Genomic DNA, 25040 nt, shown 5'->3' on the forward strand with positions numbered 1-25040 from the left:
GCGCTTCCCTTTTGCCGCATTCTGGTTAAAATGCGCCCAACTCTGGCTTCCGGCTTTACGGCAATGCGCTGTCTCTCATTCGATGTTTTCCGCACGCTGGGCTTTCCCGACACGACAGTGATCAAGCCGGAGCATTTCCTGAAACACAAGGACGCGCTCAGCGAAGCCGACTGGGTCCTGTTCCCGGAATACTGGCAACTCAACGCCCTGGTGTATGGGCTGGGCTGTCGCGTGTTTCCCAGTGAAGCCAGTTACCGCATCGGCCATGACAAGGTCGAGATGACCCGCGCCTTCCAGACCGTGGCACCGGCCCACACCCCGTGGACGATGATCGAGCCCAATGGCCCCCAGGAACGGGATCTGATCTGGGATTCGATGCCCCAGCCTTTTGTCGCCAAAGCACCCAAGGCCAGCATGGGCGAAGGCGTGTGGCTGATCGAAAACCGCGCCGACTGGCAGCGTTACTGTGAGGTGGCGACGGTCCTCTACGCGCAGGAATACCTGCCCATCGACCGGGACATCCGCGTGGTCATCGTGGGAGACAAGGTGGTGACGGCCTACTGGCGACATCAGGCGGCGCAGGGTTTCTACAACAACGTGGCTCGCGGGGGACGCATCGACACGGCCGACGTGCCGGCCGCCGCCGTCGACCTGGCGCTTTCGCTGGCACGGGATCTGGGCGTCGACCACGCCGGCTTCGATATTGCGATGGTGGGCAACCACCCCTACGTGCTGGAATTCAACCGCCTGTTTGGCAACCTGGGCCTTAACCGGGGTACCGCCCTGCAGGAAGCCATTCTCGGCTATCTCCGCGAGTGCGACACCCCCAAGGACCCGGACACGCCACTGGATCCGGTGCCGCCGTTGCCGAAAGCCGTCTGAAACCGATCAGTTCCCGAAGAAGCGCGGATTACGCTCGATAAAGGCGTTGATCCAGCGCTCCAGGAACGACTCCTGTCGGCCGTGCTTGAGGAAATGCCAGCCCAGCACGGCAATCACCAACGCGCCGATGGTATCGACGATCAGGTCCCACATGGTGTCCGTCAGGCCGGACGGATCGCCCAGCATGGCCTTCTGCATGTTGGTGTCGAAGAACTGATCCATGCTGAATTCGAAGATTTCCCAAAGCGCACCACACCCCACCGCAAACATGAACGCGAAAAACGCCACAAAGCCCGGCTTGAGGTGCATGTCGATCCGTTCGATCTCATTGAGTATATGCACCAGCAGGAAACCGACGATGCCCAGCAGGAAGCCGGAGCTGGTGTGCAGCGCCACGTCCCACCACCAGTAGCGCATGTAGTAGCCCCGCACTTCCCCGAGGAACAGCGAGGCAAACACGAACAGGATGGCCAAAAGCTGGAGCTGGGGCGGCACGAAGATCCGGAACCGTCGTTCCAGCAACGCGGGGAAAAACGTGATGCCGATGATCAGCAACGTGAAGCCGGCGGTCAGCCAATGCATTTCCCAGAGGGCAAAAGCCGCCTCCGCCGCCAGCACAAGCTGCAGAGCAAAGGTAATGCGCCTGTGGGTGATCCGGAATCGCATGGGGTTAATCTAGCACGATCGCTTTAAATCGCCATGGCGCACCCACGGGAAGCCTGGATTGATTCGGCTGCTTAACCGGACTTTTGAACGAAGACCGACCGTTTATCCCGCCCCACCAAACAACCGTTCCAGGAAGCCCACATTCCGCACGCCGGGTACCGGCAGGCTGTCCACTTCGGTCATCGCCCGACGCCAATACAGAGTGGGATCGTCCAGGTGGGCGACCTGTTCGCGCTCCTCTTTGGACAGGGAATTGTGGGCGCCGCCAAGGCCCGCCTCCATCAGGGACTGGGTCCAGAGATAGATCGTCGAACGGATCACTCGCAACAGGTCAGAGTACGTGTCTCGGGAGACGGTGATCGCCAGTTCAGCGCTCAGATTGATGCGGCTTTGCAGATCGGCCAACACCTCGGGATCGTAGGCGATGCGGTGGCCACTGCCCTTCTTGCAGGCCAGGCAGATTTTTTCCAGCGACTTCACACCGTCGTGCAGATCCTGCTGGCCCAGGGTCTCTTTCTGGTCGTCGTCGATCGGCGCCGGGATCCAGCCGTACTGGGGGGAACGGGCCACGATGTGACCGGGTAACCCGATCCGGTAAGGCGGCAACTGATTCCCGACGTGATAACCGTCGAATTCCGTCCGCAGCCAGTTGGCCATGGTTCGGTGGCGGCACATCATCGCCAGGGTGATCGCGGCGGGCATAATGTCCGTGAGCGGGTCGCTGGCATCCTGGAGCCGTTGGTCCAGGTCATCAACCGGTGTTTCCATTCCATAGCCTCCTGAGAACCTGGGGGGGCGCGGTCCTGTTTTATTGTCCTTGGGGAGCTTCGCCGGAGGGAGACTGGGCGAGGCATGTTCAAAAAATAGGCAGCTGTTTGAATGAAATCTGTGATGATTTGGTTGCAGGACGTAACAGGAGGTAATGACCAGCCCTTGAGGGAAGATCAACCGCCTGCCTCACGGGTCCTATCGAGGCGATAGGCGCCGGTAGGCGACCCGAAATGCCATACTCCGTCGTACCCAAGCAGTAACGCCGTTCCACAAATTCTGGGAGTCACATGTTTACGGACCTGAGCATCGTCTGGCAGGGATCCATCGCCAGTTTTCTGGCCGGCAACGGCACCGCATTGGGCGCAGCCGGTGTGTTTCTGGTGCGACGCCTGTCCGACCGGCTGCAGGACAGCCTGCTCAGTGCCGCCGCCGGCGTGATGCTGGCCGCTTCTTTCTTTTCCCTGCTCCTGCCGGGCCTGGAATACGGCGAAAAACTCACCGGTCACACCTGGATCGCTGCCCTGCTGGTGATCGCCGGCATCCTGATGGGCGCCCTGCTGCTTTACCAGATTCACCAGCGACTGCCCCACGAACACTTCGCGTTGGGCCGCGAAGGGCCGGAAGGGGCCAGGATCAAGCGCATCTGGCTGTTCATCATTGCCATTACCCTGCACAACTTCCCAGAAGGCATGGCGGTGGGCGTCGGTTTCGGTGGTGGCAATCTCAACAACGGGATTGTGCTGGCGATCGGCATCGGCTTGCAGAACATCCCGGAAGGCCTCGCGGTGGCAGTCTCGTTACTGACCATCCAGCATTCCCGGTTACAGGCCTTCTGTCTGGCCGTGCTGACCGGTCTGGTGGAACCTATCGGCGGCATTTTCGGCGCCGGCATGGTCTGGCTGGCCGAACCCATCATGCCCTGGACGCTGGGCTTCGCCGCCGGCGCCATGCTGTTCATCATCAGTGACGAGATCATCCCGGAAACCCACCGCAATGATTACCGCACGCTGGCGACGTTTTCCCTACTGGGCGGTTTCGCGGTGATGATGTTCCTCGACGCGACGCTCGGCTGACGCCAATCACACCAACCATTGCCGCAGGAGTTTGCCCAACCGGCCGATGGCCGGTTCGACGCCCAGCCCCGGCCGATCACTCGACGTCATTCGGCCCTGACGGACTGCCGGTGCCCCGTGGGACAGGAACTCCCGCTGCATCCGGCGGACTCTCTGATGCGTAGCATCGAAGGATGATTGGACCGTTACGTTCCCGTACCGGATTAACTCTGTGAAAGATTCGCTCATTCACGGACGTTTTCTAGTATGGTCTGACTGTGAACGCGTTCGCAGTTCGTTCAACGCCTCCGACCCGATCAGAACACCGTAAGGCAGGAAACAGGCTCGATGGCTGATAGTAACGCCGACCAGAAATTTCTTCAGCTCAGACAACAGTACATCCAGGGGTTACCGCAACGAATCCGTCAGATTCGAACGGCCTGGGATCGACTGCGCCACGTCAGCTGGGATTCCAAAGTGCTGAATTACATGGTGCATGCCGTCCACAAGCTGACCGGCAGCGGTACCACATTCCGTTTCCCGGCCATCACCCTGACCGCCGGCGCGCTGGAAAAGCGGCTGGTGGATGTCCAGCTTCACCTGGAAGCCAACGCCCTGGAACGTCAGCACATTACCGACGCCCTGGCCCGTCTGGAGCAGGCCGTTGACGAGGCGGTAGCCAGCGAGGACGCGGCCGAACCGGCCGCCACCGCGACCAACCGTCCGGGCGACCGCGGAGCGTTTCATATTGCGGTCATCGAGGATGATGCGGACCAGGCGGCGCAGTTGGACCGGGGCCTCACCGATCTTGGCTACACCGTACACACCTTTGCCGATCCCGAAGCCTACTCCGAGCACGCCAGGGAGCGCGTCTACCAGATGATCCTGCTGGACGTCGGCTTTCCGCAGGGGCCGCTGGAAGGCCTCGCCTGGCTGGAGCGGTTGCGAGGCCATGTGGGCTCGAAGGTGCCGGTTGCCATCATGTCGGCACGCACGGATATGGTGGCCCGCATGCGCGCCCTGCAGGCCGGCGCCGACGTGTTCCTGACCAAGCCACTGGACATGAACTTCCTGGCCCGGCGCATCGACCAGATTCACGAGGCGACCTGTCACGTCCGGCCTCGCGTACTCTGGGTCGACGACGACAAGGATCTGCTGGGCTACTACCAGGACCTGCTCACCAACCGCGGTTATGAAGTGGATGTCCTGTCCCAGTCGGTGCGCCTGCTGGAACGGATCGAGCAGTTCGAGCCGGACGTCGTCGTGCTGGACTACCAGATGCCCGGCTGCAACGGTTTCGAACTGGCCCGCATCCTGCGCCAGGATCCTCGCTACATGACCATTCCGCTGATTTTCGTCTCGGCGTCCGAGGATCTGCAGGCACGGCACGGCCAGGACAGCATCGTCGGCAACGCCTATTTCCAGAAGCCGCTGGATGACGAGGACTTCCTGCACGGTCTGCAGTCCCAGATCGTTCGCGCCCAGCTGATTGGCGCCCGCATCGACCTGCTCAGCCAGCGCCACGCCCCCAGCGGCCTGCAAAACCAGGACTATTTCATCAACCGGCTGGAACAGCGCATGGCCACGCTGGATGCCGAAGGTGCGGCACATCCGTATTACCTGATCCAGTTGGCCATCGACAACGAGGAATACCTCAAGGCCCGCCATGGCATGCGCGCGATGCTCAACCTCAATGGCCGGCTGGAATCCTATGTGGCCGGCCACTCGCGGATCCACGGCCGGGGCTGCAACCTGGGCGGAGGCTATTTCCTGCTGCTGTTCGATGTACCGGAAGGCCAGTCCGCGGACAGCGCCCTCGAGCAGTTCCATACCGAACTGAACCGTCAGCGTTGGTCTCCCGGCCAGGGCGGCAAACCGGTAACGCTTTCCATGGGCGTGATGCACCTGGATCATGCCCGGGACCTGGATCAGGTCCTGGCCCATGTCGAATCCGCCTGCGCCCGCGCGCTCAAGGCGGGAAGCGGCGGCCTGGAATGGCATCGCGAGGAGGCCGCCCCCGGACACAACGGGCTGACGGACCAGATCCGTAACCTGATCGATGCCCGGGCCTTCACCCTGCATTTCCAGCCGGTGATGAACATGGACAACGAGGAAACCCTGTCCGAAGCCCTGGTCCGGTTGGTGGACGACGATCAGGTGGTCTACATGCCGCACCAGTTCCTGCCCTGGTTACCCTCGGGCAACCGCAGCAACTTCTACGAACTGGACCGTTGGGTCATCCAGAATGCCATTTCCAGCCTCGTGCAACTCGAAGGCAAGGCGTCTGCGTCCCAGGCGGTGATCGTCAAGCTGTCCTCGCCGCTGGAAGATGTGGAGCGGATGCAGCCGTTCATCACCAACGTCATCCGTGGCTCGCGCATCAAGGGCCAGCGCCGCATCTACTTTGCCTTTTCCCTGCCCATCGTGATCAAGGACGTACCGCGCGCCCGCAAGCTGTTCCGGACACTCCAGGAAATGGGCTGTGGCGTGATCATCGAGCACGTGACGCCGGGCAGCAACATCATCCAGATGCTGCGTGACGTGGGGCCGGTGGACTTCGTGAAACTCAACTCCGAACTGGGCCGCCACAGCGAGCAAACGGCGGAACTGGATGCCTTTATCGATGAGCTGCGGAGCTTCCTGGGAACGACGGTGCCCATCATCGTGACTGGTGTCGAGGATGCGCGGGTTCTATCCCGCTTCTGGGAGCGCGGCATCCGCTATTTCCAGGGCTACTTTATCCAGAAGCCGGGGCTGACCATGCAGTACTCCGCGGCTACCTGAGTTCACCCTGCCCCTCATTCCATGATCCCGGCAACGTGAGCGGTCCGCCCGCCCAGACCGTAACTGCGGTATACTGGGCGGCCGCCTGCCGTGGCGGTAATCCCACAGCCGGCGCCGGCCCGCTGCAATCCTGTTTCCGAATTTACCCACTGCTTCTGCCAGGGAAGACTGACCGACATGTCCGAGAATCCGGCCGTTCCGAGCCTGCGTCCCAATGATCTGCTGACCTTCGTCATGGCCGTGGCCTGTGGCCTGGCCGTGGCCAACATCTATTACGCGCAGCCGTTGCTGGACACCCTGGCCCGGGATTTCGACATCAGCCGCGGCACCGCCGGCATCATCATCACCATGACCCAACTCGGCTACGCCGCCGGGCTGATGCTGCTGGTCCCGCTGGGCGACCTGCTGGAACGGCGTCGACTGATTACGGTGATTACCGGCGTGACGGTGTTGTCGCTGATCGGCATGGCTCTGGCGCCCACCAGCAGCCTGTTCATCCTGGCGGCCCTGATCACCGGGATCACCGCTGTGGTGGCTCAGATTCTGGTGCCGTTCGCCGCACACATGGCCAGCGATGCCGAGCGCGGGCGCGTCGTGGGCCGGGTCATGACCGGCTTGCTGCTGGGCATCCTGTTGGCCCGGGTGGTGTCCGGTGGTATCGCCGACCTGCTGGGGTGGCGCACGGTTTACTGGATCGGCGCGGGCATCATGCTGCTGCAGGCCCTGGCACTGCGTCGTCTGCTGCCGGAAGAACCGCCCCAGTCGAAGATGCCCTACGGTCGGCTGCTGCTGTCGGTGATCACGCTGATGCAGGAGGAAGCCCTGCTGCGCCGGCGCATTATCTACGGCGCGCTGGGCTTTGCGTCGTTCAGCGCGTTCTGGACGACGATTCCGTTCCTGCTGGCACAAGCGCCGTATCACTCTCCCGATTCGGTCATCGGGCTGTTCGGTTTGCTGGGCGTGGCGGGAGCTCTGTGCGCCAACCTGGCGGGCAGTCTTCACGACAAAGGCTATTCCCGGATCGGCACCGGTCTGTTCCAGGCGCTGATGGGGCTGTCGTTTGTGCTGATGGCGGTGCTGCCGGAGAGTCTGACGGCGATCATCATCGGCATCATCGTGCTCGACCTGGGGGTCCAGGGGAACCAGATCCTCAACCAGAGTGCCATCTACCAGATCCGCCCGGAAGCCCGCAGCCGCATCACGACGGCCTACATGACCTGTTACTTCCTGGGCGGCGGCGCCGGTTCGGCGGGCGCCGCTTATCTGTTCCAATTCGCCGGTTGGACCGGCGCCTGTGCATTGGGTATGGCACTGGGGGCCACCGGCGTGCTGTTCTGGCTCACCGAGCCGCGGGTTCAGGAAACGGGCGAGCTGCAGAAGTCAGACTAGCGGCCTGTCTCCTCACCCCTCGCCAGCCCGGGCCGAGGGGCTTCAGTTCATCGCCACCAGAATACTGCAGTCCACTTCATCCAGCAGCGCCCGGCTGAGTGAACCCTGCCACCAGCGCGCCAACAAGCCCTGGTGACGGTGGCCGACCACAACCAGGTCCGCCTTGATCTCCTTGGCCAGGCCGGCGATGTGTTCCACCGGATCGCCGAATGCCACGTGCCCTTCCGGGTCGTGGACATCCGAGGCGCGCAACTGTTCCAGGCCTTCATCCACCAGTTTGCGCAGGTAGCCCAACTGATCGTCGTCGAAGTCGTCGATCGGGTGAATGCCCTCGCCGAATCCGGCGGAGCCGGTCAGCTCCAGCACCGACAACAAATGGACCTTCGCATCGCACAACGCGGCCAGGGCCATACCCTCGGCCAGCGCCGCACGTCCCTCCACCGAACCGTCAAATGCCAGGACAATACGCTGGTACATCCCCTCACTCCTTCGCCTGTGGTTGATCGCCCGTTTCCCGGGTCTTTGATACCAGTCTAGCGGCTTGCGGTTTGCGCTGCTGAACCGTTGCCGCTGATGTCGATATCAACCACCACCATCATGCCCGGACTGAGCTGCTTGAGCGGCCCCTTGTCGATGGCAATACGCACCGGGATGCGTTGGGTAATCTTGGTGAAGTTGCCGGACGGGTTGGGGTTGGGCAGCAACGCAAACTGACTGGTGGCCGCATGACCGATGACCTGCACATGCCCCTGGAAGTGCATATCCGGGTAGGCGTCCACAGCGATCTCGACCGGCTGGCCGGGGTGCAGGTCGCGCACCTTGGTTTCCTTGATATTGGCTTCCACCCAGACGTTGTCCGGCGCGTGCATCATCAGCAGCGGCTGACCGGCCGACACGTATTCGCCCTGCTCCACGAAGGTCTTGTCGACGATGCCGTCGATCGGACTGTCCACCACCAGATCGTCCACCTGCAACTGTTGGTGACCCAGCTCCGCCTTGGCTTCGGCCAGCGACTGACGAGTGACATTCAACTGGGCCTTGAGCAGTTCCGGATTCTGCAGCGTCATGGCGGTGCCGGACATCATGCCGTTGCGGGCGTTGCTCAGCGAGCTGCGATCAACGGCCACCTGGCGCTGAGCACGCTGGTATTCGGCTTTTGCAGCCTCGTAGGTGTAGTAATCCTCGTCCTTCTTCTGGACCGAGACGGTGCCGGTTTTGTAGAGCCGGTTGGAGCGCTCGTAGGTTCGCTTGGCCTTTTCCATCGACGCCTTGGCCGCGTCGGCCGCTGCCAGGTCAGTGTCCAGCTGGCCTTCGGTTTCCTTGATGCCGCCGCTAAGCTGATGGGTCGACAGGTCAATCTGCTGCTCTTCCAGATCCATCTGGGCCTGCACCTGGCGCACCTTGGCTTCGAGTTTGTCCAGCAGCAGTTGGTCAGGACGATCGTACAAACGCGCCACCACATCGTCCTGGGCCAGCTTGTCACCCACGATCAGGGAGAAATCCGTGACCCGGCCGTCCAGCCGGCTGCTGACGGTAATCTGGTGGGTCATCACCCGGGCATCGTCACCGCTGACATGGGTGTGCTGGTGGTAGAACCATTTCCCGATCCAGACCACCAGGGCGATGACGACCAGCAACGCAATGCCCAGTTTGATCCAGCGGCCAGGACCGCCGCGCCCGGCGCTCTTTGCCGCTGGCGTCTCGTTCCGGCCGTCTGCTGAAGTGCTTGTCTCTGCCATAGTCTTGAAAGTCCGAATAGAGTGAAAAGAAAACGTTAGAGCGCGATCAGGACGACTGCGTCTTGCCCGACCAGCCGGACCAGCGGCTGAGCAGGATGGACGGTACCGCCACAATCACCAGCGCCACGACAATCATCAGGAACCCGTCCTGGTAGGCATAGATCTGGGCCCAGATCGCATCCATTTTCGCCAGAAAGCCCGCGGCGGCCGAAGACTGGTAGGCATCCGGCGTCCCCACCTGATCGTAGGCGTGCTGAAGCTGCGAATAGGCCTGCAGGGCGACGCTGTTGCCGGCGTTCAATCCGGCCGTCAGGTGATCCGAATGGAACAGCGTGCGTTGGTCGAGCAGGGTGACCAGCGCGGCCGTACCAAAGGCGCCGCCAAGTTGCAGCGCAAAGTTGATGGCCCCGGACCCGAAACCGATCAGGTGAGGCGGCAACGACGCGATGCCCCGGGATAGCGTCGGCGGCGGGAAGGCCGCCATGCCCACGCTCAGCAGCGCCATGGAAATCGCCAGCGACTCGAAGGAAGTGTGCCAATCCGCCTGCGCCATACGCACCACCGCCCAGGTCGCGAAGAACAGCCCCGGCAGGGTCAGGTAATGGGGCTTCCAGCGGTCGCTCAGCCTGCCCACCATCGGTACCAGGATGGCCATGACCAGGGTCGACGGCAGGTACAGCTCGCCCACCCTGATCGGGTCGTAATGCAGGATCACCTGCACGAACTGCGGCAACAGGTACATGATGGCGTAGAACACACCCCCGAACAGGAACAGGGCCAGCGCGCCCATCACGAAACCCTTGTGGCCAAAAATCGCCAGGTCCAGCAGCGGCTTGTCGGTGCGGCGCTCCCACCAGACAAACAGCGCCCCCAGCGCCATCGAGAACACCAGCAGCCCCACTACGGCTTCGCTATGCCAGCCCCAGCGCTGGCCGTTGGACAGTGCAGTCAGCAGGGTGAAAATCGCGACGAACAGGGAGCCGGCGCCAAACCAGTCAAACGGCGGCCGCGGCCCGGTCTCTTCCCGCCCGGGCAGGAAGAAGTAGCCCATCACAATCGCGGCCACGCAGACCGGCGAGACGATAAAGAACACGTAGCGCCAGTTGTAGACGTCCACCAGCCAGCCGCCGACCACCGTGGCCAGCGTCAGCGGCAGGCCCAGACTCATGCCGTACATGGCGGTCGCCATGCCCCGTTGCTCCGGCGGGTACACGGAGAACAACGCCTCCAGCGCCACCGGCCGCACCAGGCCCGTCATGGCTCCCTGGATGATCCGCGCGGCAATGATGGCCTCCATGCTGGTGGCCATACCGCCCAGGAAAGACGCCCCGATAAAGATCAGCAGCACGCCCATGTAGGTCGCCCGCTGCCCGAACGCACGGCTCGTCCAGGGCGCAATCAGTAGCGATACCGTAGTGGCCGCCAGAAAGCCGGTGGACAGCCACTGCACCTGATCCGAACTCATGCCGAAGGCGCCTTTGATGTAAGGCGTCGCCACGTTAACGATGGTGATCGACATCCCCAGCGCGACCAGTCCCAACAGGACGGTCAGGGTCACCAGCCACCGGTAGCTGGCCCCGTAACGCTCGGAAAGTTGTTCAAGCTGTGACATGGGCCCCCGGCAATGAATGGCAAAGATTGTGTATTATACAAATTATTGCCAAACCGTAAATGAACCGAAGGATGCCTCTGATCATCCAGGGACAACTGATACCCTTTATTTAAAGAGCCTCCTTGCCTATAGCCGCTCTTTTCAAAGCAATGGATGACTAAGTCACATTTGTGTATCATGCACCGATATTTGTCATTTGATTGTTCGGTACAGGCCCGGATAATCACCGACCGGACCTACAGCCACCGAAGGACAGCGGCCATGTCGCGCGAGACTGACCGAACAGCCACCCCACAACGCACCGGCGCGCCGGCCATTCCCAGCACACCGGCCACCCTGGAACAGGAACTCGCCTTCCTGGTGCGCTGGCTCGAAGCCACCAAGCGCGACCAGCAGTATCCGCTGGAACGGGCCCACTACCTGATGCTGCTCCTGCTGATGAGCGACGGTCCGCAGAACGTCAGCCGCCTCGCCGAACGCCTGCGCCTGGACGCGTCAACGGTGACCCGGCAGGTCTCGGTGATGACGACACGCGGGCTGGTCTGCAAGCAACCCAACCCCGGCGACCGGCGTGGCGGTATGGTGTGTGCGACCGCGCTGGGTCATGAGGAAGCAACCCGGATGCGTCGCATGCGGGAAGAGAAAGTCGACGCCATGGTGGCCGACTGGCCGGATGACAAACAGCAGGCACTGGTGCGCGCCCTCGGGGATCTCAACGAAGGGCTGTGCCGGATGCTGGACGAAAATAAGCTTTAGTGACCGGCGTCGCCCCCGGCAAGGCCGGGTCAGGAGGCGATACTGATGCGGTTGCGACCGTTCTGTTTGGCTTTATAGAGCGCCTGGTCCGCCGCGTACACCAACGCTTCGACGCTACCATTTTCCCGGGGAATCGTAGTCGCGCTGCCCACGCTGACCGTCACGCGGTCGCCAGACGGGCACTGGCTGTGTTCGATACCCAACGCCTCAACCGCCAGACGGGCATTTTCAGCCACCTGCGTGGCGCCGTCACGGTCCGTTTCCGGCAGGATCAGCATGAACTCCTCGCCCCCGTAGCGCACGACCATGTCGCTCGACCGACGTAATTCCCCGGTCAGCGCCGCTGCCACCTGGATCAGGCAATCGTCCCCTCGCTGATGGCCATAAGCGTCATTGAAGGGTTTGAAGTAGTCCACATCCAGCATGATCACAGACATCGGCTGCGGTTTGCGCCGCTGCCGCAGCCAGGTATCCCGCAGATAGGCATCGCCGGAGCGCCGGTTGGCGACGCCGGTCAGGCCGTCGCGATCCGCCAACCGCTGCAACTCTTCATTGAGCAATTCCAGCTCGGCGGTGCGTTCCGCCACCTTTTCCTCCAGGCGATGGGAATAATCCTGGACCTGGGCGTACAGCCCGGCGTTTTCAATCGCCACAGAAGCCTGGGCGGCCAGCAGTTGAATCAGTTCCACCCGGGCCTCGGTGAAGACGCCATCGGCAAGATTGTTCTCCATATACACAGCCGCCTCGAAACGTTCCCGCTTGATCGGCACACACAGCACGGAACGGGGCTGAAGTTGGAGCATGTAAGGGTCGTTCACGAACGAACCCTGAATGGACGCGTTGTGCAGGACCGTCGCCTCGTCGCGCTGGAACACCTGACTGATCAGGCTCATTGGTACGGGTATATCAACGCCTTGAGGATCGCTCAACAGGAACGCGGGCGGGATATTGGCGTGCGAAGGACGCTGCTCCGGCAAGATGGCCGCCTCGACGACCCATTGCCCTTCAGTGCGCACGATCAGACAGCCCCACTGACCGCCGGCATTCTGCAGCAGGATGGCGAGGGTTTTCTGGAGAAGCTGGTCCAGCACCATCTCGCCGGAAATCTCCCGGGAGGCCCGCATGACCGACGCCAGGTCCAGGTCGGACAGGTCACTCCCCAGGGCTTTGACGGGGGTCTGTCCCAGTTCGCCCAGCACCGGAAATTCCGCTTCCAGGTGCGCCATCTTGCGCTGGGCGCCCCAGCGGTTGTACATACCGTAGGCCCCCCGCAGGTAGCCTTCCGCCGCCCGGCCCTTGCCTTGCGCCAGCAGATGTCGGGCGGCCCGCTCGTAAGCGGTGGCCTCGTCGCGCAGGAATCCGCCATTGCGGGCGGCATCAATGGCCGCGTCGTAACCGGCCAGCGCGGCGTCGTTATCACCGTCAAGGCGGGCGAGCTCCGCGGTCATCAGCCACTGCAAATGGCGGAAATTGGCTTCGCAGTTATCGGCCCAGCGGGTCATGCGTGCCAGATCGCGCTCGAGCCGTTCCCGGGTGACCTGCTGGTTGGCCCGATCCATTTCCGGATACAGCGTCGAGAGCGTGAGGTTGGCCACGATGTAAAACCGCACCAGCTGCGGCAGCGACATCGAGGATTTGATCAGCGCGTCCTGCTTTTCGATGAAGCTCAGCGCCCGTTCGTAATGGCCATACAGCAGGTTGATTTCGGCGCTGTAGATAGTGTGGTTGGCAATGCCCGTCAGGAACCGGCGCTCGTTCATGGCCGCCAGGCACTGCTGCTCGTCGAAGTCCTCACTGCTCAGGCTGGACGGCGCTTCGGTGTCACCCAGAAAGTTGCGCTGCAGTTGCAGGAACAGCGTGCCGGAGTCGAGGGAATCCTGATACGCGCACTCACGGACGATCTCGAGGTTATCCTCATGGAGCTGTCGGGCGGTTTCCAGATCCATGCCCGGATCCCAGATCACGCAGTCCTGGGCACTGTAGGCGAGGTACAGCAGGTCACCGGACTGGTAGCCCGCCTCAATCCCTTTGCGAAACCAGGGCGTGAGTGTGGCCCAGTGATTACTCCAGTGGTGGACGAACATGGCGTACACATAGATGACCCGAGCCCTCAGGCTGAGATCATCCAGCTTCTCGTTGATCGCCAATCCCACTTTACCGTACTGGTAGCCAAGGGCCGGCTCGTCCAGTTCGCCACACAGCAGCATGCCGTAGGCGGCGTAGGCGAATGCGGATTCCGGACAGTTACCCCGGTGCAGCGCCAGGTTCACCGCCTTGAGCACCAGGTAACTGAACAGCGTGCTGCCGGACAGGAACGCGGCGGCGAAAATTTCCATCAACAGGCGCATGGCCGTCAGGGTGGCCGGATCATCGATAGTCGGCGCGTCGACCAGGTCGGCAATAGCCCGGCCGGCCAGGTAGTGATCCACGAGCTGACGCTCCCGGTCGATGTCCGCCTGGCCGGGATGCTCGGTGAAATCAACACCCAGCAGCGCCAGCCCCTCAATGGCGGCCTGTATCGACGCATTCATCCGGCCCAGCGTGGCGTTCTGTCGGGTTCGCGTGGCCAGTACATCGGCGCGCTCCAGATCGGATTGCGCGTGATCCAGCAGGATGGCCAGCCAGTGATCGGCGTCGTCGGTACGCCCGGTCAAGTAGAGACACAACTGCATTTCGGTGGCCAGCGGGCCCATCAGTGACGGGTGGCGTGTCCAGGCGTCGTCCGACAACAGGTCAGCCGCCACCTTGAGATAGCCCAGTGCGGATTCGTAGGCCGAGGCTTCACGGGCGCGGCGACCCGCGCGGAGATTGAATTCCGCCAGCCGCAGGCGCTCATCGTCCGCATCGATCAGCGTTCGCCCCTGGTTGAGGTGGTTGACGATATCGATCAGTTGATCGTCGGCGGCCCGCCCTCCTCCGTGGCGCAACATCAGGCGGCCGATCATCAGGTGCTTGCCGGGGAGATCTTCCGGCTCGACGAGTTGGTAGGCGGCCTGCTGGACCCGGTCGTGCTGGAAACGGTAGCTGGGGTTGATCGACAGCCCCTCATCCGCCTGGCTGGCAAGCCGGTAATCGCCGTGCAGGGGCACGATCGTGTACTGCCTCAAGGCGGGCAGCAGCGCCCGGGCGGTGTCCGCCACCGAATGCTCGTAGATGGTGGCGAGTGTCTCGAGCGTGAAGGTGTTGCCGATGCAGGCCGCCAGTTGCAGCGCCTGCTGCGTCTCGGCGGGCAGCTGCCGCAGGCTGTCCAGCATGAACTCGACCACATCCTGGCTGGCATCCTCCCAACTGGCCCGGTCGAGTTGCCAATGCCACTGCCCGCTGGCCAAATCCGCCCAGATCGCGCCCTGGGCATGCAGCTCACGCAACAACTCATTGGTGAAGAAGGGATTGCCCAGCGCCCGGTGATAGAGCATATCACTCAGGTCCTGACTGGCGCTGACATCGCATCGCAGGGTCGCCGCTACCAACTGCTCCACCGAGGACTTGTCCAGCGGACCGACCGGGATCTGATGGATGCGCTGGTGGCTGCCCAGCTCGTCCAGCAGCCCCCGCAACGGATGCCCTGGCCCCACTTCGTTGCTGCGATAGGCCCCGATCAGCAGCAGATGGCTCTGATCCTTGGCGGTGACAATCCGGCGCAGCAGCTCAAGCGTGGGTGTATCGCTCCACTGAAGGTCGTCGAGGAACAGCACGACCGGATGCCCGCGCCCGGCAAATACACGCAGAAACGCACTCAACACCAGCTGCAACCGGTTGCGGCTTTTCGCCGGTGGCAACTCGACCACCGGCGGTTGCTCGCCAATGATCAGCGTCAGCTCGGGAACCAGGTCGATCACCAGGGCACCGTTCGGCCCGAGCGCCTCAACCAGCCGTGCCCGCCACTCTGCCAGTTTTTCCTCCGGCTCCAGCAACACCTGCTGAACCAGAGCCCGAAAGGTGGCGGCCAGGGCCGAATAGGCTTCGCCGTGCTGGAACTGATCAAACTTGCTTTGTACCAGAAAGCCCCGTTCGCGAATCTGATAGCGATCGAGCTCATTCACCAGGGCAGACTTACCGACACCCGAATAGCCATGCACCAGACAGAATCGGGTATGACCGTTCACCACCTGTTCGAACAGATCCAGCAGCGCGTGCAGCTCCTGATCCCGGCCATACAGGGCCTGGTGAACCAGGAATTTCTGACGGTGGTCTTGCTCCCCCAGGGTAAAGGTCGCGGGCGATTCGCCCTGGCGGATCGCGGTGACGCAGCGAGAGAGGTCGTGCAAAAGACCATGGCTACTCTGGTAGCGCTCTTCCGGTGACTTGGATAGCAACTTCAGGATGATGGCGGCCAGCGGCTCGGGGATGTCCGACCGTAACTCCATGGGGGATGGCGGCAGACGGCTGATATGGCCATGCACCCATTCCAGGGTGTTGTCGGCGGTAAAGGGCGTCTCGCCAGTCAGCAACTCGAACAGCAGGACCCCAAGGGAATAGTAATCGGAGCGGTAATCCAGGCTCCGGTTCATGCGCCCGGTCTGCTCCGGTGACATGTAGGGCAACAGCCCCTCCAGCTGGCTGAACAGATCGGTGGTCTGCGGCTCCTGCCCCAGCTCTGAGGCGACGCCAAAGCCGATGAGTGCGAGCACGTCGCGACGCGTATCGACCAGGACATTATTGGGAGACAGCGCCTTGTGCACCATATCCTGTCCGTGGATATCGCCCAGGATACGGGCCAGCTTCTGGGCGATGTCGAGCACCTCACCCACAGGCAGGCGCCGGTCGTCACGCCGAGCCAGTATCGAGGCCAGCGAGCGATCGTAGGGATCCGAAACGAGCGCCAGGTTGCCGCTGCCATAGGGCAGCACCTCGTTGATGCTGCGCACGCCGCCCACCCCCGCCAACCGGGTGGCAATGCGGGCTTCATAGTGAAGCGCGGCCACCTGCTTTCGGTCCGGGTAGTCGGTGTCCAGCGTCTCGATGGTGACGTCCACCCCGTCCGATAAACGCTGCGCGCCAAAGGCGACTCTCCCCGAGTGGCGCCACAGGCATGAGAGGGTGCGATATCCGGGCAGTTGCAGATGGCTCAGCATCGGGGACGTCTCGCTCTCGATGAGGGGCTGGCTCAACCCGGGAACAGACGGTCGAACGTCGCGCTGAACGACTCCCGGGCCGTGTCACACAGCGGTTCGCCGTGGCCGCACAGGGCGTGTCGGAAACTGAGCGTCTGCAGGCGCTGGAAATCCCGGGCTTCCGGTTCGGCGGCCTGCATCCAGACCGGGCCGACGTTGGCCGGTGCAAAAAAGCCCATGCCTTCCATACGCTCGCGGGATGCATCGCAGAAGTGCTCATCCGGCCCCAACCAGTTCTGCAGGGCATCGCAGGCAATCAGGATCCCGCCGTCGCGGTCCAGGTGGATGATGCCCTCGGGAACGTTGGAGGTTTCAAACCGGAACAGGGAAGCATCGCTGATCGGCAGCGGCGAGGACTCGCTCAGGGTCTGCGTGGCGTCGTCGTTATCCGACTCCAGGCCCGGCATCACCCAGTAGCGGGCGTTATAGCGATCCACGTAGAAGGCATCGTCCCGCCCATGCAATGCACCGAGGCGAATGACATCGGTGACCTGGCCCAGCTGATCGAGTTCGGCTAGACCGGCGTCATCCAGTCGCACGGTGTTGATCAGGATCAGGCGCTCACCATCCCGGACGATGGTCATGTTGCGGCTGAACTGCCAGTCCAGGTCCATCAGTACGGTTTCCATGGCACCGCTAACGACAAACACGTCGGTAAAAGCCGCTTGGATGGCGCTGTGAGCCAGGGCACTCGGGAAAGACGACATGCAGATTCCTCGGTCTAGTTGATCGTCGTTCGATCGGGTTGATAGCGGTTCAGTCCTGTCGATAGTCATAGCGACCGACGTAGCGATACTCTCGAGCGTATTCGTTCAGATAGGCATTGAGGTATTGCCTCTGGACCGCATTCAGATGGCCATTGCGAATGTCTTCCATCGTTTCTTCAGCCCGGCTGCTGTCCAGCCGTTTGAGGTGGAACAGCGTCATGTCCCGCCCCCCGAAAAAGCCCTTCAGAAACTCATGCTGGTGCCGGGCTTCGGTCATATCGAACACCGCACCATACAGCGCCGTGAAGAGCGGCTGCGCGGCCAGCGTGTCCCGGGTAAAGGTCGGATACGAGCCCGGCGGTGGCGTGAATTCGGGATAGTCATCCACCACATGAGTGGGCTGACGGGCCAGCGCCCGGATGTAGCCCTCGTCCAACTCCGCCTGGCGGGCGCCGTCCAGCACGATATTCAGGTAGCGGCGACTGGGCCGGCAGCGGTCGTCGATAAACGCCGGCGTGCCTACATACGTCAGCGCCGACACCGCATGGCTGCTGTCGTCTGCCCGTTGCTGCGGCTTGACGGCCACCTCGATCCGGTCGTAGCCATAACCACAGGCCTCGGCCGCATCCAGCAGGTCCAACGCGTCATCCGGACATTCATGAAGCACGCCAAGCACGCGATCGCCCGGATGGCCGGTTCGTTCGATATTGCCGACGCCACCCTCGTGGCGAAAAAAGTGCCGTACGTTGAAGCGCAAACGCCAGCCGGACAATTCGGCCCGTCTCGATGACAGCGGCTCCACGCCCTTGGCTTTCAGCGAGAGCCTGCTCATATTGGAACCGAAGCCAAAGTAATGAAACATAAAAACGGGCGACTATCCGGTTGCGATCAAAACCATCATCGGGATCGTTTGAAAGTGCAAAGATTACCCTCACGATTGACTGTTATCCATACACAATAGGTCCGGGAACACGACGGTTCACGCATTCCTGGGAAAATTCTTGTCAAATGGCACCGAGAGTGTGGGCGCTGTCTCCCTGGGCTGGCTCCGGGTGAACACCGATTCGAAGGTCGGTACGTTCCGGATGCGATCTCCCAGGCCCCAGGTTGGCGGCGTAATGCCGAACCAGTTGAGCAGGGTCGCGGCGAAGGACGTCGAGTCGAAGCCCTCCCCGTTCGGGCTGCGCAGAACCGTCTGCGACTGAATCCAGGGAGACGCGAAGATCGCCGGCACCCGCGGGCCCATCAGGTCGAATTCAAAGCCGTCCGCCCGGTCGTTGGGCCACGGCTTACGGGCATAGGGCGGCGCCACGTGATCGAACAGGCCACCGTTCTTGTCGAAGGTCACTACCAGCAGGGTTTTCGACCACACCTCCGGACGACTGCGCAGGGCCTCATAGATCTGGTTGAGCGCCCGCTCTGCGGGCACCACCGAGTCAATCCCGCTCGATGACGATCCCGGGTGATAGGAGGTGCACGCCTCCCCGACCCACGCCGGCTCCAGATAACTGAATCGCGGCAGGTTGTCGTCCTTCACGTCATCAAAGAACTGTTGGAGCGGTGCGATCCAGCGCGAGCTGGGCAGATTGCTTCCACCTTTTGCCTCCAGAACCGCTTTGGCCCAGGCGGCATCCACCTCGGGAATCTGGCCCTTGAGGTAGAGTTGATAGGTGAAGACCGCCTGGTCCCAGAGAATGCTGTAGTAGATCTTCCAGTCCTGGTGGCCGTGGCTCCACAGGGTTTTCCAGAGCGACTGTCGGTGCGCCTCGTCGGGCCAATCCTCATAGGCGTTGCCCCCTTCCCAGGAACCCAGGCGGTTATAGGCGGAACCGCTGACTGAGAACCCCCGATTGACGTCGGTACCGCCGGGAATGGAACTGAACCAGTCGTCGCTCACGGCAAACGCCTTGGCCAGGCCATTGAGTACCGAGAGTTGATGCGGCGTGAAGCTGGACAACACCGCTGCACTGTCCTGGTTCCAGGCAAAGCCGTTCATGGTCGGTGCGTCGCGCTTCGCGTAGCCCTCGTAGCCATGGAACATCTGCATCAGCCCGTCACTGTTGTCGTGCCAGGGGTCCTGGGCCGGACCGCCGAGCACAAACCGGTCACTCAGTTCGCCGTTCTGGTACTGGCTGACGAATGCCGGCGTCCCGTCCGGCATCGGGTTGCTCATGGACATATCCAGCCCGCGGAAGCCTTCGGCATCGGGGCCGACCCAGTTCAAACCGTCCTGGCGGCCGCGTTCATACAGCCAGCCCAGCACGTTGTCGAAGGAACGGCTCTCCAGCATGTAGTAAACGACGTGTTCTATCTCCCGGCGCATGAACTCGATGGTGCCGGGGGTTTTCTGCCGGAAGGCATCGACCGGCTGGCTGGGCAACGCGCCGAACAGGGTTGACTGGCCGTCAAAGCCAGGCGGCAAGGCAGCGGTATTTTCCGGCTCGTTCCCTAATGGGTTCTCGCGGCGGGCATCAAAGCGCCAGATGCGACATCCGGCAGACAGATCGCCGGGCTTCCAGGTGACCACGTGCTCCCCAACAACGGCCATGGCATCGTGCTCGTCAATCGCCGTCCAGGTGCCAGCCTGCACCGTGGGCAATGCCAGCGGCGGGTTGGACTGCGGATCGATGCTCCAGATCCGGTAGTCCGCTCCCTTGCGATCCAGCATGGTGTTGCCGATGGGATGGAGCTCCCGGTCCGCCGCAATGTCCCGGAAGCCGCCGCTCTTGAATTCACCCGCGGACAGGCAGTCGTATTCCGCCTGGGGGTCAAAGTGCCACAGTTGGTAGGTGCGCCGCCCGGCCGCGGGAATGATGCTCAGCACGTAACCCGGCAACCCAATCAGTTCGATCTGTTCGAATGAGGCGCCGAAATTCGGGCGGTAGTCGCCGAAGAACTTTTCACGGCCCCAGGTGCCATAGGCCAGCGTTTTTTCCGCCAGCGGGTTGCCGCTGTCCCGGTCGTACTTCAGCAGGCGGTAATGGATGGCGTCATCATCCGCGGTTGGCGGCGTCCAGGCCAGCAGGTAGCCCCCAACCTGCGTCAGCCGGTCGCGGGCCGGGAAACGGGCGTGATCGGCCATAGCAATCTGACTGAAGGGTTGATCGGCGCCGGGTTCGAAGGCGTAGGCGGCGTAACGATCCGCATCGGCCTGGCGCTGCAGGACGAACGCCGTGGCCCGGGACTGCGCCTCGGTCGGGGTGAAGCTGTTGTTGTCGTAGCCGAACGCCTGGTTCTGCTCTTTCATGATCGCCAGGATGGCATCGGCCTTGTCCTTTTTGACCGTACCGGTGCTCGCATCCCAGCCCCATTTTTCTGCGAAGCCGGCCAGCACCCGGTGCGGATCGTGATCGGGGTGCTCTGCCATGTGGGCCTGCCAGCCAGCGGCGATCAAATCCTGGCACATAACGGTGATCGGGGGCGGATAGTCGCCATTGGGCTTAAAGGCATCACTGAGCGGCAGGTCCGTATCGTAGAGGTACTCGCTGGGGTGATTGGCGCACAGTACCCAGGTTTTCGCCGCGGGCTGGCCCTCCTCCGTCGGCAGAATCGACAGCTCAACGATGTCCAGAACGGCGGGCGTCTGCTCGAGATGAAACGCCTGCGTGAGCCAGCTGTGGACGGGCTCGCCATAGGCGACCACGGGTTGGGTCCGGGTATTGCCCGTCTCGCTCAGTGGGCGCAGGAAGTTACGCAACTGCGCCTTGGCGTAGGGAATAAAGTCTTCGTTGTAATCCTCCAGTTCCTCGCCTGCGCCGCCGGGAGCGGCGACCGGCGCCACATCCACAATGCGTTCGACCTGGTGGTTATGGGCACCGTTAAACCCGTTTTGCGCCAGCAGACATTCCCAACGCCGGTTGGTTGGGGAATACAGGTAATCGCGGTAAGTAAACGTCTCCAGCGGCGGGAAGTGCAGCAGCTGGACCGACTTCACGTTCGCCATCGCCAGCCCGAACGGCAACAGGAATTCCCAGCCTTCACGTGCCGAATAGGGAATATTCCCGTAGTAGCTGGCCTGCGCCTCCCGGCCTGCCGCAATGTAATGAGGCACCAGCGTTTCGTAGGGGGTCATGTCATCGCAGGGACTGGTCATCTTCAGCCGGTATTGGCCATTCCCGTTGCGATACGCCTGGGCCCAGGAACCGAAATAGCCGTCGCGTTGCAGGGTCTGGCTGAATACAAAGGTGATCGCATCTTCCAGTGAGGGGCCATCATCGCCGAACTGAAACAGACCTTCGATCTCGTGGTCGTATCCCAACCCAATATCGACACTCGTACGCCTGACTTCCGTTTCTTGATTCAGCAAAACCGACTCCTCGATAGCGGCATTTACAATACGGGGTGCGATACGCGACGGCATACCGCGCCTGATGGGGCTTCTGGACGTCCACGATCCAATCTGCGGATGGAGCCTTTGCCTGGAAGCACCAGACTCTTACAAGCCAAAGCCCGGGTCCCGGTGTGGGCTGGATGCCTCCGGTCTCGGATTGGCTCGCATGGACTGGTTATTCGCAGGAGTCATAACCTGGCGCAACGTCAAACAACACGCCGGCTGGTCCGCCGCAGAGCGGAACTGGATAAAGCGTAGATGGGGTTGCCAGAGGCCGCCAGCATGAAGCGCCGGGATTTAATGGGGATTCCGTCTTCAGCCCGTAACGATCACGACGCTTCAGCCCGCTGCAACGCCTTGCCCAATGTGCCAAAGTAGGTCGCGAACGCGCGGTTCATACGTGCCCGCTCCTCATCTCGCGGATACAGGCCCATTTTCGCCTCGTCCGTTTCCCGCGTACCGCGGACCAGGAACGCATTCTTGCAGTCGGCGTCCTGCACGAAGGCCTCGAACGCGCGGGCACACAACTCCTCCGGCAGGCTGAAATACAATGTGCCCGCCGCCTTGTCCGCCGTCACCGACTGCCGGAACAGATCGCTGGGCGCCTCCCCGCTCTCATCCAGCATCACCGCCGCAAAGCAGGCCTGAAGGCGCTGGTTCAGGGGATGCTCATCGCCCTTCTCCTTGCCCAGCCATCGCTTGGACGCAAACGCCCCGGGCGGACTGCCGGCATAAAGCTTGTCGCAGATGTAGTGATCGAAAGCATGGAACCACTCATGGGCAATACTGCCCGGCCCCGCATTTTTGGCCAGCGAAAAACTCCGCGTCGCCGGTGTGTAATGCGCCGACACGCCCCGCTGCCCGCCGATGCCATATTGCAGCCCCAGGGTCCCACGCAGGGAAATCAGCGACTCCGTCCCACCCAGAATCGTCATCAGATCGCAGAGCGCGTCATAGAACAGCCCGGCGCTACGCGCCTTCTCCGGCTCCGTCACCCAACGCCCGATCTCCACCGAGCGGAACTGGAAGCGACGGCGCACATCGAGGAAAGACACGGCAGAGCCGGAACGATGATCCGGGCCGCGGCGGTAGAAGGTTCGGGGCATAGACAGGGACTTCGTGAATACTGTTTAAATATACAGCCATATTGAAATCACGAAAGGAAGAAGTCAAACGATGGCATGGCGGAGCAAACGAATCGACACTAAGATACTGTTTAAATTATAAAAATGCTGAATCACAGCAGTCCAAAGGACGATCTTGCTCGGGTTACGATGCAGGCTCGCAATATTCGTTTGGAGCTTAACAGTGATACTATTGTGTCACTATTATTCTGGTTCAGGGTGAGCCCATGAAAGTTGAGCTTGTTACCAATTTAAAGCGCCAGGCAACGAAGATTCTTGCCGACCTGCATTTGACCAAGGAGCCGATACTGATCACGGAACATGGTCAGCCATCCGCCTACCTTGTCGATGTTCAGGATTACGAGTTCATGCAGCGTCGACTTGAGTTGCTTGAGGGGCTCTCACGGGGAGAGCGTGCTGTACTTGAGGGACGAACGTACAGCCAAAGCGAAGCCAGAGAGAAAATGAGTAAATGGCTGAAGTAGTCTGGACGGAACCAGCCCTTCAAGAGTTGGACTCAATCGCCGAATATATTGCCCTGGATAAGCCTGCTGCCGCAGGCCATCTGGTCAAGGACGTTTTCGATAAGACCGAGCGTTTGGAAGATTTCCCCCAATCCGGACGGATTCCTCCAGAGCTCCCTAATTCAGTATACCGGGAGTTAGTGGTTCCACCCTGTCGCATTTTTTATCGTGAGGATGGGAATCGCGTTCTGATTCTCTATGTCATGCGAGAGGAGCGGCAGCTTCGCGCGTATATGCTTGGCAATAGCTAACCAGGGGCCCATCACGCGGGAGCATGTATCTCGGCTTCGATCAGTCGTGAATTCGGAACCTTACGCCATCATCGTTTTCGGTATCGCTGCGAGTGTCGCCATCAAATTCATTGTGGCTTTCGCGTTACTCCCGTAAACGACGCATTAGAAATGCTTCCAACAGCCCGGGCGCAAGGAATGGATGTGAATTACGACCATCGCATTTTTCGAGGCAGGACGAATTCCGAAAATGGTGAAGTCGGAGGTCAAACCACGTTTCATTATCGGCAAAGTGAAGACCGGGTTTGGGCGACATACAGCGGCGGCGACATAGTCAGCGGGCACCTCCAGGGAAAAGTCCATGCCGACGGTAGCCTGGAGTTTGTTTACCACCATGAAAATGTCGACGGTGAACTGATGGCCGGCAAATGCTTCTCAACGCCAAGCCAGGACAAGGCCGGTCATCTCGTGCTTAAAGAGCATTGGCAGTGGCTTACCGGAGATCGGACATCCGGTTATTCTGAAGTAGAGGAGATCACAGGTCATGCCTGACTAGTGAGCGCCACATTCCCGCGACCATTTCTCACTGGCATTAAAACGTAGGCTATCTCCGACACCGCGGGGATGCCTTAACCAGAAGTATTCAGGGACTTCCAACAAAGGTCCCTGAATCCTCTGATCACCCTGCTGAGGCTCGGCACGAGCGCTTGCTGCAGTTTGAACATCGGCCCCGTCAAAGCCGTCCACAATGAACGACTCAACTTATACGCTCAAGCCCCGATGAAAATTCAGATCGCCACCTCCCAGGATTGCCGGGCAATCGCAGAGTTACAGGTTCAGGCATGGCAGCACGCCTACCGTGACATATTGCCGGAACACTATCTCGACGCACTATCGGTGTCTAAAAAGGAAGCTATGTGGCATCGTTTGGTTCAGCGGCATCCAGGCCAGTTACTGGTGGCCCGTGCGACCACTGATATCGATGGATTCATTGCCTTCGGGCCTTCCCGTGACGAAGACGCCCCAAACAACCGGGCCGAGATTTGGGCCATTTATGTCTACGTCGCATCGTGGTCTAAGGGAACGGGTCGCCTACTATGGCATCAGGCATTGAAGCGCTTGGTGGCGGAAGGATTTGAGTCAGTCAGTTTGTGGGTTCTCGCGAACAATGCCAGGGCGATTCGGTTCTACGAGCGTGCGGGATTTGTATTAGAGCCAGACTCCTGTAGAGGAATTGAAATCGGCGGCACCAGCGTTAAGGCGCTTCGCTATCGGCGCCGTATCAGCTAACCACTCATACTCGAAACGCAGCCCTACAGCAGACAGCGTCCCCTGATGGGTCGTTGGCGGCGTTCCATTT

At 61.4% G+C, this 25040-nt stretch carries 20 protein-coding genes; 9 read left to right on the forward strand and 11 right to left on the reverse strand.

Going from position 1 to position 25040, the window contains the following annotated elements; translation table 11 throughout:
• Window positions 1–63 precede the first annotated feature (63 nt).
• The gene (locus EB809_RS01755) at window positions 64–882 is read left to right on the forward strand and encodes a RimK family alpha-L-glutamate ligase (RefSeq protein WP_123632920.1); all 819 of its coding nucleotides are present in this window, start codon (window positions 64–66) and stop codon (window positions 880–882) included.
• A 6-nt stretch (window positions 883–888) separates the two neighbouring features.
• Here the strand turns inward: EB809_RS01755 and EB809_RS01760 are convergent, their stop codons facing one another.
• Together EB809_RS01760 and EB809_RS01765 are read right to left on the reverse strand one after the other, a co-directional pair.
• Window positions 889–1548 (reverse strand): hypothetical protein, encoded by a 660-nt coding sequence (locus EB809_RS01760; protein ID WP_123632922.1) that lies wholly within the window; start codon window positions 1546–1548, stop codon window positions 889–891.
• A gap of 102 nt (window positions 1549–1650) precedes the next feature.
• Window positions 1651–2316, reverse strand: coding sequence for a hypothetical protein (locus EB809_RS01765; protein WP_123632924.1), 666 nt, complete (start codon window positions 2314–2316; stop codon window positions 1651–1653).
• Window positions 2317–2606: 290 nt separating this feature from the next.
• Between EB809_RS01765 and EB809_RS01770 the strand changes: the two genes are divergently transcribed.
• Window positions 2607–3392 (forward strand): ZIP family metal transporter, encoded by a 786-nt coding sequence (locus tag EB809_RS01770; RefSeq protein WP_123632926.1) that lies wholly within the window; start codon window positions 2607–2609, stop codon window positions 3390–3392.
• A gap of 6 nt (window positions 3393–3398) precedes the next feature.
• Here the strand turns inward: EB809_RS01770 and EB809_RS21155 are convergent, their stop codons facing one another.
• Window positions 3399–3533, reverse strand: a complete 135-nt coding sequence (locus tag EB809_RS21155; RefSeq protein WP_263316956.1) for a hypothetical protein — start codon at window positions 3531–3533, stop codon at window positions 3399–3401.
• 186 nt (window positions 3534–3719) lie between these two features.
• Here EB809_RS21155 and EB809_RS01775 point away from each other — a divergent pair, with 186 nt between their 5' ends.
• Both EB809_RS01775 and EB809_RS01780 read left to right on the forward strand, forming a co-directional pair.
• Complete coding sequence (locus tag EB809_RS01775) at window positions 3720–6155, forward strand: response regulator (RefSeq protein WP_123632928.1); 2436 nt, start codon at window positions 3720–3722, stop codon at window positions 6153–6155.
• A gap of 177 nt (window positions 6156–6332) precedes the next feature.
• A complete protein-coding gene (locus tag EB809_RS01780; protein ID WP_123632930.1) occupies window positions 6333–7544 on the forward strand; it encodes an MFS transporter in 1212 nt (403 codons plus the stop codon).
• A gap of 42 nt (window positions 7545–7586) precedes the next feature.
• On the opposite strand, the gene EB809_RS01785 is transcribed toward EB809_RS01780, so the two are convergent.
• The 3 genes from EB809_RS01785 to EB809_RS01795 are packed head-to-tail and all read right to left on the reverse strand — an operon-like array spanning window position 7587 to window position 10895.
• Window positions 7587–8021: a universal stress protein gene (locus EB809_RS01785; protein WP_123632933.1), complete on the reverse strand. Its 435-nt coding sequence runs from the start codon at window positions 8019–8021 to the stop codon at window positions 7587–7589.
• A gap of 56 nt (window positions 8022–8077) precedes the next feature.
• Window positions 8078–9283 carry an HlyD family secretion protein gene (locus EB809_RS01790; protein ID WP_223807764.1) on the reverse strand — a complete coding sequence of 402 codons (1206 nt, stop codon included), beginning with the start codon at window positions 9281–9283 and terminating at the stop codon, window positions 8078–8080.
• A 46-nt stretch (window positions 9284–9329) separates the two neighbouring features.
• Complete coding sequence (locus EB809_RS01795; RefSeq protein ID WP_123632934.1) at window positions 9330–10895, reverse strand: DHA2 family efflux MFS transporter permease subunit; 1566 nt, start codon at window positions 10893–10895, stop codon at window positions 9330–9332.
• 261 nt (window positions 10896–11156) lie between these two features.
• On the opposite strand from EB809_RS01795, the gene EB809_RS01800 reads away from it, so the two are divergent.
• Entirely contained in the window at window positions 11157–11651 is a 495-nt protein-coding gene (locus EB809_RS01800; protein WP_190294803.1) for a MarR family winged helix-turn-helix transcriptional regulator, read from the forward strand.
• 29 nt (window positions 11652–11680) lie between these two features.
• Here EB809_RS01800 and EB809_RS01805 read toward each other — a convergent pair whose 3' ends face one another.
• From EB809_RS01805 to EB809_RS01825, 5 genes are all read right to left on the reverse strand, one after another.
• The gene (locus EB809_RS01805) at window positions 11681–16726 is read right to left on the reverse strand and encodes a diguanylate cyclase domain-containing protein (RefSeq protein WP_123632938.1); all 5046 of its coding nucleotides are present in this window, start codon (window positions 16724–16726) and stop codon (window positions 11681–11683) included.
• A gap of 32 nt (window positions 16727–16758) precedes the next feature.
• On the reverse strand, window positions 16759–17472 hold the full coding sequence (locus EB809_RS01810; RefSeq protein WP_123632940.1) for a hypothetical protein: 714 nt from the start codon (window positions 17470–17472) through the stop codon (window positions 16759–16761).
• A gap of 49 nt (window positions 17473–17521) precedes the next feature.
• Complete coding sequence (locus tag EB809_RS01815; protein ID WP_123632942.1) at window positions 17522–18334, reverse strand: gamma-glutamylcyclotransferase family protein; 813 nt, start codon at window positions 18332–18334, stop codon at window positions 17522–17524.
• Between the two features lie 117 nt (window positions 18335–18451).
• Window positions 18452–21778: an alkaline phosphatase family protein gene (locus tag EB809_RS01820; RefSeq protein ID WP_190294804.1), complete on the reverse strand. Its 3327-nt coding sequence runs from the start codon at window positions 21776–21778 to the stop codon at window positions 18452–18454.
• Between the two features lie 353 nt (window positions 21779–22131).
• On the reverse strand, window positions 22132–22908 hold the full coding sequence (locus tag EB809_RS01825; protein ID WP_123632946.1) for a CLCA_X family protein: 777 nt from the start codon (window positions 22906–22908) through the stop codon (window positions 22132–22134).
• Window positions 22909–23153: 245 nt separating this feature from the next.
• Here EB809_RS01825 and EB809_RS01830 point away from each other — a divergent pair, with 245 nt between their 5' ends.
• The 4 genes from EB809_RS01830 to EB809_RS01845 all read left to right on the forward strand — a co-directional run bounded on the left by EB809_RS01830 (window position 23154) and on the right by EB809_RS01845 (window position 24970).
• Window positions 23154–23411, forward strand: coding sequence for a type II toxin-antitoxin system Phd/YefM family antitoxin (locus EB809_RS01830; RefSeq protein WP_123632948.1), 258 nt, complete (start codon window positions 23154–23156; stop codon window positions 23409–23411).
• Entirely contained in the window at window positions 23399–23701 is a 303-nt protein-coding gene (locus tag EB809_RS01835) for a type II toxin-antitoxin system RelE/ParE family toxin (protein ID WP_123632950.1), read from the forward strand. The genes EB809_RS01830 and EB809_RS01835 overlap by 13 nt, the downstream gene beginning before the upstream one ends.
• A gap of 177 nt (window positions 23702–23878) precedes the next feature.
• A complete protein-coding gene (locus EB809_RS01840) occupies window positions 23879–24232 on the forward strand; it encodes a n-acetylglutamate synthase (protein WP_223807765.1) in 354 nt (117 codons plus the stop codon).
• 228 nt (window positions 24233–24460) lie between these two features.
• Window positions 24461–24970, forward strand: coding sequence for a GNAT family N-acetyltransferase (locus tag EB809_RS01845; protein WP_123632952.1), 510 nt, complete (start codon window positions 24461–24463; stop codon window positions 24968–24970).
• Window positions 24971–25040 lie beyond the last annotated feature (70 nt).

This window comes from Marinobacter sp. R17, from assembly GCF_003789045.1.
Lineage (GTDB): Bacteria > Pseudomonadota > Gammaproteobacteria > Pseudomonadales > Oleiphilaceae > Marinobacter_A > Marinobacter_A mangrovi.

Excerpts from the sequence above, each read along its gene's own strand:
- EB809_RS01800 (WP_190294803.1), top strand. The coding sequence starts at position 11,157 with ATGTCGCGCGAGACTGACCGAACAGCCACCCCACAACGCACCGGCGCG.
- EB809_RS01760 (WP_123632922.1), bottom strand. The coding sequence starts at position 1,548 with ATGCGATTCCGGATCACCCACAGGCGCATTACCTTTGCTCTGCAGCTT.
- EB809_RS01790 (WP_223807764.1), bottom strand. The coding sequence starts at position 9,283 with ATGGCAGAGACAAGCACTTCAGCAGACGGCCGGAACGAGACGCCAGCG.
- EB809_RS01805 (WP_123632938.1), bottom strand. The coding sequence starts at position 16,726 with ATGCTGAGCCATCTGCAACTGCCCGGATATCGCACCCTCTCATGCCTG.
- EB809_RS01775 (WP_123632928.1), top strand. The coding sequence starts at position 3,720 with ATGGCTGATAGTAACGCCGACCAGAAATTTCTTCAGCTCAGACAACAG.
- EB809_RS01815 (WP_123632942.1), bottom strand. The coding sequence starts at position 18,334 with ATGTTTCATTACTTTGGCTTCGGTTCCAATATGAGCAGGCTCTCGCTG.
- EB809_RS01825 (WP_123632946.1), bottom strand. The coding sequence starts at position 22,908 with ATGCCCCGAACCTTCTACCGCCGCGGCCCGGATCATCGTTCCGGCTCT.
- EB809_RS01785 (WP_123632933.1), bottom strand. The coding sequence starts at position 8,021 with ATGTACCAGCGTATTGTCCTGGCATTTGACGGTTCGGTGGAGGGACGT.
- EB809_RS01840 (WP_223807765.1), top strand. The coding sequence starts at position 23,879 with ATGGATGTGAATTACGACCATCGCATTTTTCGAGGCAGGACGAATTCC.
- EB809_RS21155 (WP_263316956.1), bottom strand. The coding sequence starts at position 3,533 with ATGCAGCGGGAGTTCCTGTCCCACGGGGCACCGGCAGTCCGTCAGGGC.
- EB809_RS01810 (WP_123632940.1), bottom strand. The coding sequence starts at position 17,472 with ATGTCGTCTTTCCCGAGTGCCCTGGCTCACAGCGCCATCCAAGCGGCT.
- EB809_RS01755 (WP_123632920.1), top strand. The coding sequence starts at position 64 with ATGCGCTGTCTCTCATTCGATGTTTTCCGCACGCTGGGCTTTCCCGAC.
- EB809_RS01765 (WP_123632924.1), bottom strand. The coding sequence starts at position 2,316 with ATGGAAACACCGGTTGATGACCTGGACCAACGGCTCCAGGATGCCAGC.
- EB809_RS01795 (WP_123632934.1), bottom strand. The coding sequence starts at position 10,895 with ATGTCACAGCTTGAACAACTTTCCGAGCGTTACGGGGCCAGCTACCGG.
- EB809_RS01835 (WP_123632950.1), top strand. The coding sequence starts at position 23,399 with ATGGCTGAAGTAGTCTGGACGGAACCAGCCCTTCAAGAGTTGGACTCA.
- EB809_RS01770 (WP_123632926.1), top strand. The coding sequence starts at position 2,607 with ATGTTTACGGACCTGAGCATCGTCTGGCAGGGATCCATCGCCAGTTTT.
- EB809_RS01845 (WP_123632952.1), top strand. The coding sequence starts at position 24,461 with ATGAAAATTCAGATCGCCACCTCCCAGGATTGCCGGGCAATCGCAGAG.
- EB809_RS01780 (WP_123632930.1), top strand. The coding sequence starts at position 6,333 with ATGTCCGAGAATCCGGCCGTTCCGAGCCTGCGTCCCAATGATCTGCTG.
- EB809_RS01830 (WP_123632948.1), top strand. The coding sequence starts at position 23,154 with ATGAAAGTTGAGCTTGTTACCAATTTAAAGCGCCAGGCAACGAAGATT.